At 49.5% G+C, this 17,027-nt stretch carries 15 protein-coding genes; 6 read left to right on the top strand and 9 right to left on the bottom strand.

All coding sequences use genetic code 11. The features are described 5' to 3' along the window. Positions 1-66 precede the first annotated feature (66 nt). The 4 genes from gshB to U0008_RS02150 form a co-directional block, all read right to left on the bottom strand. A complete protein-coding gene (gene gshB / locus U0008_RS02165) occupies positions 67-1,020 on the bottom strand; it encodes a glutathione synthase (protein ID WP_040046342.1) in 954 nt (317 codons plus the stop codon). A 9-nt stretch (positions 1,021-1,029) separates the two neighbouring features. Further along, a complete protein-coding gene (gene rsmE / locus U0008_RS02160; RefSeq protein WP_025798695.1) occupies positions 1,030-1,761 on the bottom strand; it encodes a 16S rRNA (uracil(1498)-N(3))-methyltransferase in 732 nt (243 codons plus the stop codon). A 122-nt stretch (positions 1,762-1,883) separates the two neighbouring features. Continuing rightward, positions 1,884-2,594: a deoxyribonuclease I gene (gene endA, locus U0008_RS02155; RefSeq protein ID WP_043490630.1), complete on the bottom strand. Its 711-nt coding sequence runs from the start codon at positions 2,592-2,594 to the stop codon at positions 1,884-1,886. A gap of 129 nt (positions 2,595-2,723) precedes the next feature. Continuing rightward, positions 2,724-3,257 (bottom strand): SprT family zinc-dependent metalloprotease, encoded by a 534-nt coding sequence (locus tag U0008_RS02150; RefSeq protein WP_043490627.1) that lies wholly within the window; start codon positions 3,255-3,257, stop codon positions 2,724-2,726. A 494-nt stretch (positions 3,258-3,751) separates the two neighbouring features. Here U0008_RS02150 and cadB point away from each other — a divergent pair, with 494 nt between their 5' ends. Then, entirely contained in the window at positions 3,752-5,080 is a 1,329-nt protein-coding gene (cadB, locus tag U0008_RS02145) for a cadaverine/lysine antiporter (RefSeq protein WP_025798689.1), read from the top strand. Positions 5,081-5,185: 105 nt separating this feature from the next. After that, on the top strand, positions 5,186-7,405 hold the full coding sequence (cadA, locus tag U0008_RS02140; protein ID WP_025798687.1) for a lysine decarboxylase: 2,220 nt from the start codon (positions 5,186-5,188) through the stop codon (positions 7,403-7,405). Positions 7,406-7,565: 160 nt separating this feature from the next. Here cadA and U0008_RS02135 read toward each other — a convergent pair whose 3' ends face one another. From U0008_RS02135 to U0008_RS02125, 3 genes are all read right to left on the bottom strand, one after another. Next, entirely contained in the window at positions 7,566-7,724 is a 159-nt protein-coding gene (locus tag U0008_RS02135) for a Hok/Gef family protein (protein ID WP_025798685.1), read from the bottom strand. Between the two features lie 267 nt (positions 7,725-7,991). After that, positions 7,992-9,152, bottom strand: a complete 1,161-nt coding sequence (locus U0008_RS02130; RefSeq protein WP_043490625.1) for a glutathionylspermidine synthase family protein — start codon at positions 9,150-9,152, stop codon at positions 7,992-7,994. A 2-nt stretch (positions 9,153-9,154) separates the two neighbouring features. Then, complete coding sequence (locus U0008_RS02125) at positions 9,155-9,838, bottom strand: DUF1190 family protein (protein ID WP_043490623.1); 684 nt, start codon at positions 9,836-9,838, stop codon at positions 9,155-9,157. A gap of 505 nt (positions 9,839-10,343) precedes the next feature. Between U0008_RS02125 and U0008_RS02120 the strand changes: the two genes are divergently transcribed. The 4 genes from U0008_RS02120 to dhaM all read left to right on the top strand — a co-directional run bounded on the left by U0008_RS02120 (position 10,344) and on the right by dhaM (position 14,739). Next, positions 10,344-11,444, top strand: coding sequence for a glycerol dehydrogenase (locus U0008_RS02120; RefSeq protein ID WP_043490621.1), 1,101 nt, complete (start codon positions 10,344-10,346; stop codon positions 11,442-11,444). Positions 11,445-11,543: 99 nt separating this feature from the next. Beyond that, a complete protein-coding gene (gene dhaK / locus U0008_RS02115) occupies positions 11,544-12,614 on the top strand; it encodes a dihydroxyacetone kinase subunit DhaK (protein WP_043490618.1) in 1,071 nt (356 codons plus the stop codon). A gap of 1 nt (position 12,615) precedes the next feature. After that, the gene (gene dhaL / locus U0008_RS02110; protein ID WP_025798676.1) at positions 12,616-13,245 is read left to right on the top strand and encodes a dihydroxyacetone kinase subunit DhaL; all 630 of its coding nucleotides are present in this window, start codon (positions 12,616-12,618) and stop codon (positions 13,243-13,245) included. Between the two features lie 33 nt (positions 13,246-13,278). Further along, complete coding sequence (dhaM, locus tag U0008_RS02105; RefSeq protein ID WP_043490614.1) at positions 13,279-14,739, top strand: dihydroxyacetone kinase phosphoryl donor subunit DhaM; 1,461 nt, start codon at positions 13,279-13,281, stop codon at positions 14,737-14,739. Between the two features lie 69 nt (positions 14,740-14,808). On the opposite strand, the gene U0008_RS02100 is transcribed toward dhaM, so the two are convergent. Together U0008_RS02100 and groL are read right to left on the bottom strand one after the other, a co-directional pair. After that, entirely contained in the window at positions 14,809-15,156 is a 348-nt protein-coding gene (locus U0008_RS02100; protein ID WP_025798672.1) for a DUF4156 domain-containing protein, read from the bottom strand. Positions 15,157-15,340: 184 nt separating this feature from the next. Beyond that, positions 15,341-16,984: a chaperonin GroEL gene (groL, locus tag U0008_RS02095; RefSeq protein ID WP_043490612.1), complete on the bottom strand. Its 1,644-nt coding sequence runs from the start codon at positions 16,982-16,984 to the stop codon at positions 15,341-15,343. Positions 16,985-17,027 lie beyond the last annotated feature (43 nt).

Below are 17,027 nucleotides of genomic sequence, written 5' to 3'. Positions count from 1 at the left end.
GGGAGATAACCCCTACCTGCAAGCACGATCAAACATATATCGCGCAAGCAGGTCGGGGGTAAAAAATTACTTCTTACCAATACGCTTTTCAATCGCATCCATCAACATGCCGGTCACGGACACATCAGGGAATGCGGCTTCAATCTCACGCGCACAGGTCGGACTCGTGACGTTAATTTCAGTCAGGCGATCGCCGATAATGTCTAAACCAACAAAGATGAGGCCTTTCTCTTTCAGCACTGGCGCAACTTTACGCGCAATCGCCCAATCGCTTTCGGTCAATGGACGCGCTTCACCGCGTCCACCGGCGGCCAAGTTGCCACGGGTTTCACCGCTTTTTGGAATACGCGCCAAGCAGTAAGGAACCGGCTCACCGTCCACGACCAGCACACGCTTGTCACCGTCTTTGATCGCGGGAAGGAAATTCTGTGCCATGCAGAAACGGCTGCTGTGTTCGGTCAGCGTTTCAATAATCACAGACAGATTCGGATCTTCTGCTTTTACGCGGAAAATCGATGCGCCGCCCATGCCATCGAGCGGTTTCAGAATAATGTCACCGTGCTTAGCGTAAAATTCACGAATGTGCTCCGCTTTGCGCGTGACCAAGGTATCCGGCGTTAAATCGGCAAACCATGCGGTAAACAGCTTTTCGTTACAGTCACGCAGGCTCTGTGGCTTGTTGACGATCAGGGTGCCTTTATCTTCCGCGCGCTCAAGGATATAAGTGGCATAAATAAACTCGGTATCAAACGGAGGATCTTTACGCATCAAAATGACGTCGAGATCGGACAGCGCAATATCCTGTTCGCCGTGGAACTCATACCAGCCTGCTTTATCTTCTTTCACGCTCAGTAATTGAGTGCGCGCACGCCCTTCACCCACATACATGTAAAGATCGTTCATTTCCATGTAGTGCAGTTCGTAGCCACGGCGCTGCGCTTCGAGCAGCATCGCAAAGCTGGTGTCTTTTTTGATATTGATGGAAGAAATCGGGTCCATCACAATGCCAAGCTTAATCATTCTTTTCTCCTAGCCTAAATCGCCAAAGCGAACCTGAAGTGCGGTTATGGCTGTCAGCGCGGTGGTCTCTGTGCGTAATACACGAGGTCCTAACAGAATATCAGTAAATTGGTAGCCTGCGGTCATGGCAATTTCATCGGCGGATAATCCCCCTTCTGGGCCAATCAGCAAACGTACGCGTTCAACGGGCAGCGGTAATGTGTTGATACTCGCATTGGCACGCGGATGCAAATTCAGCTTCAGAGAATCATCCTGTTCGGCGCACCACTGTTCTAACAGCATCGTTGGGCGAACTTCAGGGATCACATTCCGCCCACACTGCTCGCAGGCAGCAATCGCAATTTTTTGCCACTGCCCCAATTTCTTAGCCATGCGTTCAGCATCTAACTTAACGCCACAGCGTTCAGAAATCAGCGGAGTAATAATACTCGCACCGAGCTCAATGGATTTTTGAATAGTAAATTCCATCTTTTCACCACGTGAAATCACCTGCCCCAAATGCAAATGCAGCGGCGACTCACGATCGTCGATTACACCAGCCTGTACGCTCACCCGAACGTTTTTCTTGCTGGCCGAAATAATATGCGCGGTAAAAATCTGGTTACTACCATCAAATAGCTGGATCTCATGCCCTTCGCTCATGCGCAGAACTCGCCCAACGTGATTCGCAGCATCTTCGCTAAGATCAATTTCGCAAGGCGCATCAAGGCGTTCAGGGTGATAAATACGAGGAATACGCATGAAGTAGATCATCCTTATGAATGATGAGATAAGCGCCGCAGCACGGCGCTGTAAAAAATATAGGTGGGATTATAAAGGTTGGAGTGGGAACAATGCCAATCTTCACGACAAACGGCAAACACTCAGCCTTTGAAAGCCTCGCAGGCCTGCTGAACATAAGGATTATGGTTGCCCTGCATGTTGGCAATCCGCCGATCGCGCGTGCACTCCCACTCGGTGACAGGATATTGGCGGTTCCAGACGTCAAACAGCTGGGTTTGCTGTTTAGACAAACGAATGCTGTATCGATCGCGCATATAGAAATAGGTTCTAGCAATGGCCCCACGGGCACGAGCAGGTGGCTCTGCCTGTTTGTTTTTGAAATCAACTTTCATCGGGCATTGCCCGTACTGTCCTTCGCCACCGCGCCATTGGCTATACATGAAGTTATTACGATCGCCGTTCACTTCCCCCACTGCGGGCTGCAAGTTATGCAGATCGGTTTCAATCTTCACATATTGCGGTATTTTGGCGCAGTTTTTACGCCCGCCGTCCTGCCAGCACTGCATTTGGTGGCCAAACTGCCACGCGGGCATCACGTGCTCCCACTCAATACGTGAGGCGCGATTCTGATTTTTACGCGCCTGATATCCGCAACTTTCCAGATTGGGGATACCCTTCTTTCCTTGCCACTCAATTTGGCAGCCGCAGTAGAAGGAGCCCGGAGCATCCTGATTTACTTTAACCGCAGCCGCTTTGGCCTGAGTGAAATTATTGATTTTTTGCGCCTGTCCTAAAAATGGACAAGCCAGAAGTACTGAAAACGTCAGCGCGTATGAAATTTTGCGAAGCATATTCCAAAAACAACATAGATACGGAAAAGGCCGCAGGGTAGACAATCCGCCTTAGCCACGCAAACACTGATGGAATTAAATTGTGAATAAATGAGGATTTGAGTGGTTATTAAGCACTTTGGGAAATTTTTAACGTTCAGAAATTGCGCCGGGGCTGAAACTTAGTAACTGTCCACACTGGCGACAGCGGTATTCAGATTCTTTACGCATCACTTTATTATGGCGGCGCACGGTCAGTTGGTGGAGTTGGCAACCACAGCGATAGGGATACGTTTTCCCACTCACCGTCTCTACGCCAAACTTATGTGTCCGACGCGGTTCAATACCGAGAACATGCCCCATCATCCACTGCCATTCACGGCCATGAGGGGCAACCCTACCAAACTGCTTATAGACCAAGAGATGTGCCAGTTCATGGGGCACAACTTCATCAATGAATTCCTGCCCGTTCTCAAGGAGCAACACAGGATTTAGGCGGATTTCCCAATCTTGCAACCACGCAGTTCCCGCCGTGGTGCCGCGCTGTTGATAGCTGATTTTGGGCTCAGGATATTGAGTTTTAAGCTGTGCGTTAGCCTGCGCTAAAGCATTGCGCAAACACTGCATAACGGCCTGTTGCTGAGCAATCGGGATTCGTCGAGAGATAGGAGAACGTTGTGTCATGCCGATAGGATAATCAGAGAAAACGTCGCTCGCAACTGCAATTCAAAACCAGACAAAATTTATTATTTATAACAATATTCCTAATGATATTAATAAATAATTACTCTTTAATTCATCTCTAGCACTTTAGTTAGATTAAACCAGCTTAATTGATAAGGTTCATTTACGAATTTATATAAATTGATATTCATCAGTTAGTTTATTGTTTTTCATAAATTAATCATTTCTATTTACACAACGTTTTTTTTACACCTCACTGATAAATAACATTATTTATCCACCCATAGCCACATTGAATTATTCCACACTTATGCTAGTGATATATATCACATTGAATTTACTTAATAAAAAATAAATACCCTTAGGGATTAGTGCCACTGCAAAATATGAATTATTACCTATACTTATTTTCGTGGTGAGTATTGCTAAGCAATTGACGCAATAAGATTACGTCTATTGGTCGAGCTTAATAATTATTATGGGAGTGGCAGTTTATGGCATCTGCAAAGAAAATTGGCCTCATTGCCTGCACCGGTGTTGTTGCCGGTAATATGATGGGAAGCGGGATCGCATTGCTTCCCGCTAACCTTGCAAGCTTAGGTTCTATCGCAATTATAGGTTGGGTTGTTGCGCTGATCGGTGCAATTTCATTGGCTTACGTTTATGCCCGACTCGCAACCAAAAACCCGCAAGAAGGTGGTCCTATCGCCTACGCGGGTGAAATCGGGCCTGCCTTCGGTTTCCAAACCGGGGTGCTCTATTACCATGCTAACTGGATTGGTAACCTCGCTATCGGCATTACCGCCGTTTCTTACCTTTCTACCTTTTTCCCAATGTTTAACAACCCGATTCCGGCGGGGATTGCCTGTATCGCTATTGTTTGGATCTTTACCTTCGTCAATATGCTCGGCGGCGCTTGGGTCAGCCGCTTAACCACTATTGGCTTAGTGTTAGTGCTTATTCCCGTTATCGGTACTGGTGTTGCAGGTTGGTATTGGTTTGATATGGGAACCTATCAGGCGAACTGGAATACTTCAGGGGGCACCGATTATCATGCCGTCATTAAAAGTATTCTGTTATGTCTGTGGGCCTTTATCGGCGTTGAATCCGCCGCGGTAAGTACTGGTATGGTGGAAAATCCAAAACGTAACGTGCCTATCGCGACTATGTTAGGGACATTCCTTGCCGGTATCGTTTATATCGCCGCAACTCAGGTTATTGCCGGTATGTACCCAGCCTCACAGATGGCGGCATCAGGCGCTCCGTTTGCGATCAGTGCTTCCACCATGGTGGGTAGCTGGGCAGGGCCGGTAGTCTCTGCATTTACCGCGTTCGCCTGTTTAACGTCTTTAGGCTCATGGATGATGTTGGTCGGTCAGGCAGGTGCTCGCGCCGCGCATGACGGCAACTTCCCGAAAGTCTACGGTGAAATGGATAAAGACGGCATTCCAAGAAAAGGCCTGTTCTTAGCTGCGATTAAAATGACGGTGTTGATGGTGCTGATTACGGTGATGAACGCCAGCGGCGGTAAAGCATCGGATCTGTTCGGTGAGTTAACGGGGATTGCCGTGTTGTTAACTATGCTGCCGTACTTCTACTCTTGTATCGACCTGATCCGTTTTGACGGTGCAAACCTGAAAAACATTCTCAGCTTGATCGCTTCCGTACTGGGCTGTGTATTCTGCTTTATCGCCCTGATGGGGGCCAACTCCTTCGAATTGGCGGGAACCTTCATTATCAGCCTGATCATCCTGATGTTCTACTCTCGTAAGATGGGTAGAAACCAAGAGAAATTAACCACACCGACGGATAGTCAGTCTTAATCCACTCAACTATTAACACGCAAGTTGGTAACAGCACACAGCACAGAGGATAAATTTTCGCCTCTGTGCTAATAACCCAGCCCACAGAAGTCTGGAGAGTTTTGCATGAATATCATTGCCATCATGAACGATTTAAGCGCTTATTTTAAGGAAGAACCCCTGCGCGAGCTGCATCAAGAGTTAGAGAAGGAAGGCTTCCGCATTGCTTATCCCAAAGACCGCAACGATCTGCTGAAGCTGATTGAAAACAACTCCCGTCTGTGTGGCGTCATTTTCGACTGGGATAAATATAACCTCGAACTCAGCGCTGAAATCAGCGAGCTCAACAAACTGCTGCCAATTTATGCCTTCGCCAACACCTATTCGACGCTTGACGTTAACATGAGCGATCTGCGTCTTAACGTTCGCTTCTTTGAATATGCATTAGGCAGCGCGCAAGACATTGCCACCAAGATCCGCCAAAGCACCGATCAGTATATTGATACCATTCTGCCACCGCTGACCAAGGCGCTGTTCAAATACGTCAAAGAAGAGAAATACACGTTCTGTACGCCGGGGCATATGGGCGGAACAGCGTTCGATAAAAGCCCTGTCGGTAGCCTGTTCTATGATTTCTTCGGTGAAAACACCATGCGTTCGGATATCTCGATCTCCGTATCTGAACTCGGATCGCTGCTCGATCATAGCGGCCCACACCGTGACGCTGAAGAGTATATCGCGCGCACGTTTAACGCCGATCGCAGCTATATCGTAACCAACGGAACATCTACGGCGAATAAAATTGTCGGCATGTATTCATCTCCTGCCGGTGCCACTATCCTGATAGACCGTAACTGCCATAAATCATTGACCCATTTGATGATGATGAGCAACGTTGTCCCCGTCTATCTGCGCCCAACCCGTAACGCCTACGGTATTTTAGGCGGGATACCGCAAAGCGAATTCACCCGCGCTAGCATCGAAGAGAAAGTGAAAAATACGCCCAATGCCACATGGCCCGTGCATGCGGTAGTCACTAACTCCACCTATGACGGTCTGTTCTACAACACCGAATACATCAAAAACACGCTCGATGTTAAGTCGATTCACTTCGATTCGGCGTGGGTGCCTTACACCAATTTCCATCCGATTTACCAAGGCAAAGCAGGGATGAGCGGTGAACGTGTGCCGGGGAAAATCATCTACGAGACTCAGTCCACCCACAAACTGCTGGCGGCATTCTCGCAGGCATCGATGATCCACGTGAAAGGTGAGATCAACGAAGAAACCTTCAATGAAGCCTATATGATGCATACCTCAACATCACCGCATTACGGGATCGTTGCGTCGACGGAAACCGCAGCGGCCATGATGAAGGGCAACGCCGGTAAGCGTTTAATTAACGGTTCAATTGAACGAGCGATCCGTTTCCGTAAAGAGATCCGCCGCTTACGCACAGAATCTGATGGCTGGTTCTTTGACGTATGGCAGCCGGATAACATTGACGAGGTTGCTTGCTGGCCACTCAATCCACGTAATGAATGGCATGGATTCCCGAACATCGACAACGATCATATGTATCTGGATCCGATCAAAGTCACTCTGCTGACCCCAGGTTTAAGCCCAAATGGCACGCTGGAAGAGGAAGGGATACCGGCGTCGATCGTATCGAAATATCTGGATGAGCACGGCATCATCGTGGAAAAAACAGGGCCATATAACCTGCTCTTCCTGTTTAGTATCGGGATCGATAAAACCAAGGCGTTGAGCTTGTTGCGGGCATTAACCGATTTCAAACGCGTGTATGACCTCAACCTGCGCGTGAAAAATGTGTTGCCATCGCTCTACAACGAAGCGCCTGATTTCTATAAAGAGATGCGAATTCAGGAGTTGGCTCAGGGGATTCATGCTCTGGTGAAACACCACAATCTACCAGACCTGATGTATCGTGCATTCGAGGTATTACCAAAGCTGGTAATGACGCCGCATGATGCGTTCCAAGAAGAAGTGCGTGGCAATATTGAGCCATGTGCCTTGGATGATATGTTAGGGAAAGTCAGCGCCAACATGATCCTACCGTATCCTCCGGGTGTTCCGGTGGTTATGCCGGGAGAAATGCTCACCAAGGAGAGCCGCCCAGTTCTGAGCTTCTTGCAGATGCTTTGTGAAATTGGCGCACACTATCCGGGCTTTGAAACGGATATTCACGGCGTTCATCGTGATGGTGCAACGGGTAAATACATGGTCGTGGTGCTGAAACAAGGCGCAGATGAACCGGGTGATAAACCGAGTGATACGGTGAAGAAAGCGCCGGGTAAAAAACCATCAGCGGCGAAGAAGTCATAACGGCGAGAAGTTACAGGTAACGCTTATCTCCTGAATGATGGGTTCTTGTCATGATGGGGATAAAGCGGGTGCCTGAGAGCCAACCATGCATGAAAACAATTTGAGAAGACTGGGAAGGTTAGGCGCCATCCCAGTCTGATTTTGCCGTTACATATTACCGTTACAACGCGTGCTTATCTTCGTAGTTTAAGAACGCGGCAACCTCTGTTTTTCCCTGCTTAATTCGTAGCTCACACAGCGAACCACGTACCATCCAGGTAAAGATCAATAGCGTAAAACACATCACTATTAATCCGTAAAGCAACAGCTTACGCGACATCAAAGCCTCCAATTGCATTGCTGCATTGAAGAGGCTATCCTCACATTGCTTGGATGTGGTTAGGATTGCCTCAGGTTAATGTAAGTTGACCTGGGGCTTTTACTTTCTACCTCACCACACATTTCATGCTTCAGGCAAAAAGCCTCAAGCACCCGCCGTGATTCTATCCAAACAATGCTTAGCTATCGCGCGTATATTGCCGTTACATCAGAGTTACGCGAATAACTGCAAAACGCTTCGCAGATATCCCACGGCAGGTAGTCAAACTCAGTCCACAATCACATGCGGATAGTAACGCGACAGATCTTGCGTGATCAGGCTACGATCTTCACGAATGCCCATCCCCGCAGGCTGATCGTTCACCAGCCAACTGCCGATCAGCACATAGCTGTCGCCAAACTTTGGTAGCGGGTGGAACTGCTGAATGATCATCCCTTCTTCACCGTAAGGGCCATCCACGCTTGCCACTTCTTTACCGTTTTCTACGATGCGGATATTCGCGCCTTCGCGAGAAAACAACGGTTTAACCACGTAGTGATCGAGCTCTGGCTGGTTACCATCGGCAAAATAGGCTGGCAGCAAGTTTGGATGATTAGGGAACATCTCCCATAGCATCGGCAGCAACGCTTTGTTAGAAATGATGCTTTTCCATGCGGGTTCTAACCAACGCACACCGGCATCTTCCAACTTGGTAGAGAAAATCTCACGCAGCATGAACTCCCACGGATACAGTTTGAACAGGTTGCTAATCACCTGATCCTGCGTATCCGTGAACTGGCCACGTTCGCCCAAGCCAATGTCTTCAATAAACACAAACTCGGTGGCTAAACCGGCTTCATGAGCGCAATCTTGCAGATACTGAACGGTACCACGATCTTCTTCGGTATCCTGACAGCACGCCATGTGCAACAAACCAAAACCATGCGCTTCTCTCAGCTCGGTAAAGCGTTCGATAAGCTTCTCTTGCAGGCTATTAAACTGGTCTGCATCCTGCGGAAGTTTTCCAGATGCGATTTGATCTTCAAGCCAAATCCATTGGAAGAACGCAGACTCATACAGCGACGTCGGCGTATCTGCATTATTTTCCAACAGCTTAGCTGGATTCACGCCGTCATAGGCCAAATCCAGACGAGAATACAGAGAAGGCTGCTGGGTGCGCCAAGAGCTACGAACAAACTCCCAAACGTGTTTAGGGATTTGGAATTTCGTCATCAGCTCATCGCTGGCGATAACCTTCTCAACCACCTTTAAACACATCTGATGCAGTTCAGCCGTGGTCTCTTCTAGCTCTTCAACCTGTGCCATGCTGAACTGATAAAAAGCATCTTCACACCAGTAAGGTTCGCCATACATGGTATGAAATTGGAAACCGTATTCGGTGGCCTTTTCGCGCCAGTCCGGGCGCTCACTAATAGGTACACGTTTCATGCTTAGCCACCCATGCTGCGGGTGCCGGATTTGCTTCCGGTCGCGGCATTGCTACGCTGCATAGTGCTCTGTTTAGCCACGCTCTCACCAAAGCCACCGCGGGTTACGGTTGAGGTCGTTGCTGGTTTTGGAGCCATCGCCGTTTTCGGTACATTCATGGTACGGCCACCAGCGGTTGCAGGGCCGTAGCTTTTGCCGGTCGCATCCACAAATTTACCATTAGCAGGGCTTGCGGCTGATTTAGAGCTAAACAGTGGCTGTTGGTTGTATGCACCACCACCCATCATTCGGCCCATCATGTAACCTGCCATCAAAGGCATCCAGAAGCTGCCGCTCTGCTGAGGCTGAGCCTGCGCTTCGCCATTAGTGCCCGGAGCCATACCGGCCTGAGCTGGGGCCTGAGTACATTGGCCTTCGCCAAACTCGGCAATACAGTCTTCACGCGACGCATATTTCGGCGCGGTTTTTTCCGCTTCTTTCAGCGCATTTTGATATGACTCTTTGCACTGAGCGCTCATTGAAGGATTCGCGTTGCTACAGTCGTCTGCGTTTTGATACAGAGATACGGTTTCATCCGTTTTCTCACAGCCTGCCAGCATGAACACGGCGCTTACGGCAATAGCCACTGGCGCAAAACGCCAGCTTTTGCGGAAAGCATCGCGGTTAATATTCTTGGTCCGTTTCATTGGTGAATTTCCTCTTATTTCACAGGCTTGCTTAGGTTATATCCCAATTAGTTGGAGCGGCGTCAAAGCGGCAAATCCCGACGAACTTACACCAGTAAGTCATTCGGATGAGCGAAAGCAACCAACGCAGAAGCAGCTTCAAATAAGAAGGGTATACAAAAATTGTGCCTATGTGTCCCAGTTACCCGTTAGCATAGGTTAAAGCTGCTTAAATTTAAAGCGTAACAGCCTATTCATACGGTGATTTACACAGCCAGAAAGAGGAATGTGCGACAGGTCTCTCTTTCACCTCTTCACGCTCTTTTTGCGTTTCGCTTTGAAACAAACAGACTGCCATATCGTTTCAAAATGGAACGTAAACCCGCTTTGTTTTTTGTCTTTTTTTTCGCCGTATAGTCATCTACAGAGAAATAACAGCACCAATAAATGTCCCGCTTCCGAAATTTGGAAGTTATGCGCTTAGGTTTTAATCCAATTGCTTAGTGATTTATTGAGGAGCTTTATTATGTTGAAAGTCATCCAGTCTCCATCCAAATACATTCAAGGTGCCAACGCACTGCAATCAATCGGTCAGTACGCAAAAATGTTAGCCAATAACTACTTTGTTATCGCTGATGATTTTGTGATGAAACTTGCAGGCGATACCGTTGGCAGCAGCTTAAAACAGCACGATGTTGAGGGCCACTTCGCCCTGTTTGGCGGCGAATGTAGCCATAAAGAAATCAATCGCCTGATTGAAGAACTGAAAAAACACGGCTGCCAAGGCGTGATTGGTATCGGCGGTGGGAAAACGCTAGATACCGCCAAAGCCATCGCGTTTTATCAAAAACTTCCTGTTCTGGTTGTGCCAACCATCGCCTCTACCGATGCGCCAACCAGTGCCCTTTCCGTCATCTATAGTGAAGAAGGCGAGTTTGAAGAGTATCTGATGTATCCAACCAACCCAGATATGGTTGTGATGGACACCGCCATCATTGCCAAAGCGCCGGTGCGCTTACTGGTTGCGGGTATGGGCGACGCACTCTCTACCTATTTCGAAGCTCAAGCCTGTTACGACGCACACGCTGTCAGCATGGCTGGCGGTGAATCAACGCTCGCGGCCGTGACATTGGCTCGCCTGTGCTACGAAACCCTGCTTGAAGAAGGCTACAAAGCGAAGCTGGCCGTTGAAGCTGGAGTGGCGACCACCGCAGTAGAACGCATCGTTGAAGCCAACACTTACCTGAGCGGCATCGGCTTTGAAAGCTCCGGTTTAGCAGCGGCGCATGCAATCCATAACGGCTTCACCGTTTTGGAAGAGTGCCACCACCTATATCACGGTGAAAAAGTCGCTTTCGGTACTTTGACTCAGCTCGTACTGCAAAACAGCAGCAGTGAGCAGATCGAAACCGTGCTCGATTTCTGTTTACAGGTCGGCCTGCCTGTCACGCTCAAAGAAATGGGCGTTAAGGCCGACGATAAGTTAGAAGAAAAAATCATGGCGGTAGCCAAAGCCAGCTGCGCCGAAGGTGAAACTATTCACAACATGCCGTTCAAAGTCACTCCAGAACAAGTGTTCGCTGCCATCTTGGCCGCCGACCGTTTGGGTCAGGCGTGGTTGAAATAAACCGTAGATACTTTTAGTCGCCCCCAACCTCCTGTTTCTTAAAAACGAGGGAGGTTGGGATAAGGCACATCAAACACGGATCTCACCGGAGCCTTTTTAATGAAAAAGCTAATCAACCAAGTCGAAACCGTATTACACGAACAAATTCTCGGATTAGTTGAAGCCCACCCCGAATTAACGCTTCACCAAGAACCCGTATTTGTCACCCGCGCCGACGCCCCCGTGGCTGGCAAAGTCGGTATCCTTTCCGGCGGTGGTAGCGGCCATGAACCTATGCACTGCGGTTTTATCGGCGAAGGTATGCTCGACGGCGCGTGTCCGGGCGAGATTTTCACATCGCCAACGCCGGATCAGATGTATGAATGCGGCCAAGCCATCGACGGTGGCAAAGGCGTGCTGATGATCATCAAAAACTACACCGGCGACGTTTTAAATTTTGAAACCGCGGCAGAACTGCTGCATGACAGCGGCACTCAGGTCGGCACAATTTTGGTCGATGACGATGTGGCAGTAAAAGACAGTTTATATACCGCCGGTCGCCGCGGTGTTGCCAACACGGTACTGATTGAAAAGCTACTTGGCGCAGCCGCTGCTCGCGGTGATTCACTCGATCAGCTCGTTGAATTGGGGCATAAACTCAACAACGAAGGCCATTCGATTGGCATCGCGCTTCAGGCCTGTACTGTTCCTGCGGCAGGAAAACCGTCCTTTACCCTGCCCGATAACGTGATGGAATTTGGTGTGGGTATCCACGGCGAACCCGGCATTGAACGCCGTGAATTTACCACGCTCAATCAAACCGTCGATGAGATGTTTGCCACTCTGCTCGCCCATGGTAAATATCAGCGCACGCTGCGTTCTTGGGATCGCAACGCAGGTGAATGGAAAGAACAAACGCAATCCAAACAGCCGCTGCAAAAAGGCGATCGCGTCATCGCTTTGGTCAATAATCTAGGCGCAACGCCGCTTTCCGAACTGTATGGCGTTTATCATCGCCTGCAACATTGCTGCGCAGAACTAGGCCTCACCATTGAGCGTAAATTAATCGGCTCTTACTGCACCTCACTCGATATGCAGGGTATTTCAATCACGCTGCTAAAAGTTGACCAAGAAACGCTGTCTCTTTGGGATGCACCCGTCAATACACCGGCTTTACGTTGGGGAATGTAATATGTCACTGACTAAACAACAGATCGTTAACTGGCTCATGCGCTGCGGCGATGTATTTGCCGAACAGAAAGATTTTCTCACCCAGCTCGATACCGAAATCGGCGACGCCGACCACGGTCTAAACATGAACCGAGGTTTTAATAAAGTCGTCGAAAAGCTGCCTTCATTCGCCGATAAAGACATTGGTTTCATCCTGAAAAACACAGGCATGACGCTACTTTCCAGCGTAGGAGGAGCCAGCGGCCCGCTATTCGGCACCTTCTTTATTCGTGCATCGCAAAGCACCGCCGCCAAACAAAGCCTGTCGCTTATCGAACTCACTCAAATGCTGAAAGAAGGCGTGGAAGGCGTGGTTAGCCGCGGCAAAGCAGAACCGAATGACAAAACTATGTGTGACGTTTGGTGGCCTGTCGTGGCATCACTTGAAGCCTCGAGCCAAAAAGATCTGCCGGTGCCACAGGCGCTAGATTTGGCCGTTGAAGCTGCTCGCCAGGGATTGGAAAGCACCATCACCATGCAGGCCCGTAAAGGTCGTGCCAGCTATTTGGGCGAGCGCAGTATTGGCCATCAAGATCCGGGCGCAACCTCTGCGTGGTTGATGATGCAAACCTTAGCAGCCGTCACCCACTAGCTGCCGTTTCGTTCAATGCACTAGGAATAAATTATGGTCAACATCGTTGTAGTATCTCACAGCGCAAAACTGGCTGATGGCGTAGCAGAACTCGCCGCCCAAATGATCCAAAACGGCTGCCGCTTAGCTGTTGCCGCTGGGGTGGACGATCCCGATCATCCGATAGGCACTGACGCGATTAAAGTGATGCAGGCGATCGAAGAGGTATTCGATCCCTCTGGCGTGTTGATTATGATGGATCTCGGCAGTGCATTACTCAGCGCTGAAACGGCGCTGGAACTGCTTGATCCTGAAATGAGCGCGCACGTTAAAGCTTGTTCCGCCCCCCTCGTCGAAGGTACGTTAGCCGCGGTCGTTGCGGCGTCGGCGGGCGCTTCACTGGAAGCTGTCGAACGCGAAGCTCAATCAGCGCTCCAAGCCAAAAAAGCCCAGCTCGGTGAGCAAGAACCCACTCATGCCCCAGCGCCTAATCAGGCTGCTTCGCTATCTTGCGACGACCAAGGCGTCAATTGGAACGTGTTAAATCCAAATGGATTACATGTTCGTCCTGCCGCTAAGCTCGCTAACGCCTTAGCCTCTTTTGATGCCGAACTGGTGCTGTATAAGATCGATGACGTAAAAGGAAATCGCCATGCCGATCCGCGCAGCCTTAACCAACTGGCGTTATTACAGGTGCGGAAAGGCGATGAAATCCGCCTAGTCGCCAAAGGTACGCAGGCAAAAGAAGCATTGGCAGCGTTTCAACAGTTGGCGCAGACAAACTTTGGCGAAATTATTACATCCGATATCAGCGGCGGTCTAACACTACAAGGCAAATCAGTGATGGATACGCAGGTTAGCGCCCCCGCATTTGTCCTGCCCACACAGGATATCAATGTACCCAATCATCCAATTTTGTCGGATCGCGTGGAGATCGAGCAGCAGCGGCTACGTCAAGCCATTGCTAAAACGTTGCAGGATCTTAATCGACTTGCGGATCGCACGAACCAACTACTCGGCAAACAGCACGCGGGGATCTTCGGCGCACACAGTATGCTCATCGACGATCCCGACCTGCAAAACTCGGCTTTTAACCGCATCGCGAGCCAGCTATGCAGCGCCGAAACAGCTTGGCAGACTGAGCTAACCGAGATGGCGGATGCATACCGAGAATTAGACGACGAATACCTGCAAGCGCGTGAATTAGACATTCGGGATATTTTACAGCGCACGTTGCTTCATCTGGCGGGCGAAACCCAGGAAATACAAAACCCGAGCGTACCGTCCATTATATTAGCGCGTGAACTGATGCCTTCAGATGCCATTATGCTCGACCGCCGCTTGGTTCTGGGCATCGTACTCACCCAAGGCAACGCCCTGTCCCATGCCGCTATTTTAGCGAATGCTATGGGTATTCCAATGATTGTTGGCGTGGGCGATAGCTTGAAACAAGCGCAGGAAGGACAAAAAATAACCTTGAATGCAGCACGCGGGGAAGTGATTTTAGGTTGTTAGTTTTACTTTTCAGCCAATAAAAAAACCGAAGTATTTATCTTCGGTTTTTTGTGTTTCAACACCCATCGATCAATTAGGGCATTTATACACTTGGCCGCTCATCTTGCTGTCTAGCGGTGCAAAGCTAGACCAGAAGTTCTCGCTTGGGCTCACTGCGCCGTAGATAACGTTGCCACCCATGGCTGCGGCTTTATTACGTAAATCATTTGCTGCGCCGCGCATAGAGCTAGACTCTCCGCCCTGACCAGACATCCAGTTGCTTTGAGAACCCGTTACTTCGCCCAACAGCTGGCATTCAGTGCCTGGCTTGGTATCAGTGAATTTAATTTGCTGACCTGCGGTGTCCAGCTGCGTCGTCGAGCTACAGCCAGCCAACAGCATCACTGCCGTCAGGCCCAATAAACCTTTAATCCGCATCTTCTTCCCCATTGATGTGTAGAAAGTCACGTCCGAATATTACCAGAATCAGGAAATTACGCTTATAAAAAAACAAAACCCCCGCCGAAGCGAGGGTTTTATTTAGAACGTTAGGATGGCTATGCCATAACCCGTGTCACTGGTTGCCGATTCAAAAACTCAACAGCCTCAGCGACAAAGGAAATTACATCATGCCGCCCATTCCGCCCATTCCGCCCATACCACCAGCGGCACCCATATCTGCTTTATCATCACGCAGATCGGTAACCATGCATTCGGTAGTAATCATCAGGCCAGCGATAGACGCTGCGTACTGCAGAGCAGAACGAGTTACTTTGGTTGGATCCAAGATACCCATTTCGATCATATCGCCGTACTCTTCAGAGTAAGCGTTATAACCGTAGCTGCCTTCGCCCGCTTTCACGTTGTTGGCGATAACAGAGGCTTCTTCACCGGCGTTGATAACGATCTGACGCAGAGGAGCTTCCATTGCGCGCAGCGCAACTTTGATACCCACGTTCTGGTCTTCGTTAGCGCCTTTCAGGCCAGCGATTTTGCCAGCAACACGGATCAGGGCAACACCACCACCAGCAACCACGCCTTCTTCTACCGCTGCGCGAGTTGCGTGCAGGGCGTCTTCTACGCGTGCTTTCTTCTCTTTCATTTCAACTTCGGTAGCAGCACCGACTTTGATAACTGCAACGCCGCCAGCCAGTTTAGCTACGCGCTCTTGCAGTTTTTCACGGTCGTAGTCAGAAGTTGCATCTTCGATCTGCTTACGGATCTGACCAACACGGCCCTGAATCGCAGCTTCGTCACCGATACCATCGATGATGATAGTGGTGTCTTTGTTGATAACGATACGTTTAGCCTGACCCAGATCTTCCAGCGTTGCTTTTTCCAGTTCCATACCGATTTCTTCAGAAATCACGGTACCGCCAGTCAGCGTTGCGATGTCTTGCAGCATAGCTTTACGACGGTCGCCGAAGCCTGGAGCTTTAACCGCAGCCACTTTCACGATGCCACGCATGGTGTTAACCACCAACGTTGCCAACGCTTCGCCTTCAACGTCTTCAGCGATGATCAGCAGTGGTTTACCTGCTTTAGCAACGGCTTCCAGCACTGGCAGCATTTCGCGGATGTTGGAGATTTTTTTGTCAGCCAGCAGGATGAACGGGCTTTCCAGTTCGATAGAACCCGTTTCTGGCTTGTTGATGAAGTATGGAGACAGGTAGCCACGATCGAACTGCATACCTTCAACCACGTCCAGCTCGTCTTGCAGACCGGTGCCTTCTTCAACGGTGATAACGCCTTCTTTGCCAACTTTTTCCATCGCTTCAGCGATCAGTTTACCCACGGTTTCGTCGGAGTTAGCAGAGATAGTACCTACCTGAGCGATTGCAGTGGAATCAGAGCAAGGCACAGACAGTTTTTTCAGTTCTTCAACCGCAGCAACGACAGCTTTGTCGATACCGCGTTTCAGATCCATTGGGTTCATGCCAGCAGCAACGGCTTTCAGACCTTCGTTAACGATAGCCTGAGCCAGTACGGTTGCGGTGGTAGTACCGTCACCTGCAGCGTCGTTCGCTTTAGAGGCAACTTCTTTAACCATCTGTGCACCCATGTTTTCGAACTTGTCTTCCAGTTCGATTTCACGAGCAACAGACACGCCATCTTTAGTGATGGTCGGCGCACCGAAAGATTTATCCAGAACGACGTTGCGGCCTTTAGGGCCCAGGGTCACTTTCACTGCGTCTGCCAGTACGTTCACGCCGCGAAGCATTTTCACACGTGCGTCGCTACCAAATTTTACGTCTTTAGCTGCCATTGTTCTTTCCTTTAAACTTATTCAGTTAAGAAGATTATGCGTT

This window comes from Hafnia alvei (assembly GCF_034424155.1).
GTDB lineage: Bacteria > Pseudomonadota > Gammaproteobacteria > Enterobacterales > Enterobacteriaceae > Hafnia > Hafnia alvei.
This window is presented reverse-complemented; position numbering and strand designations above follow the sequence as displayed.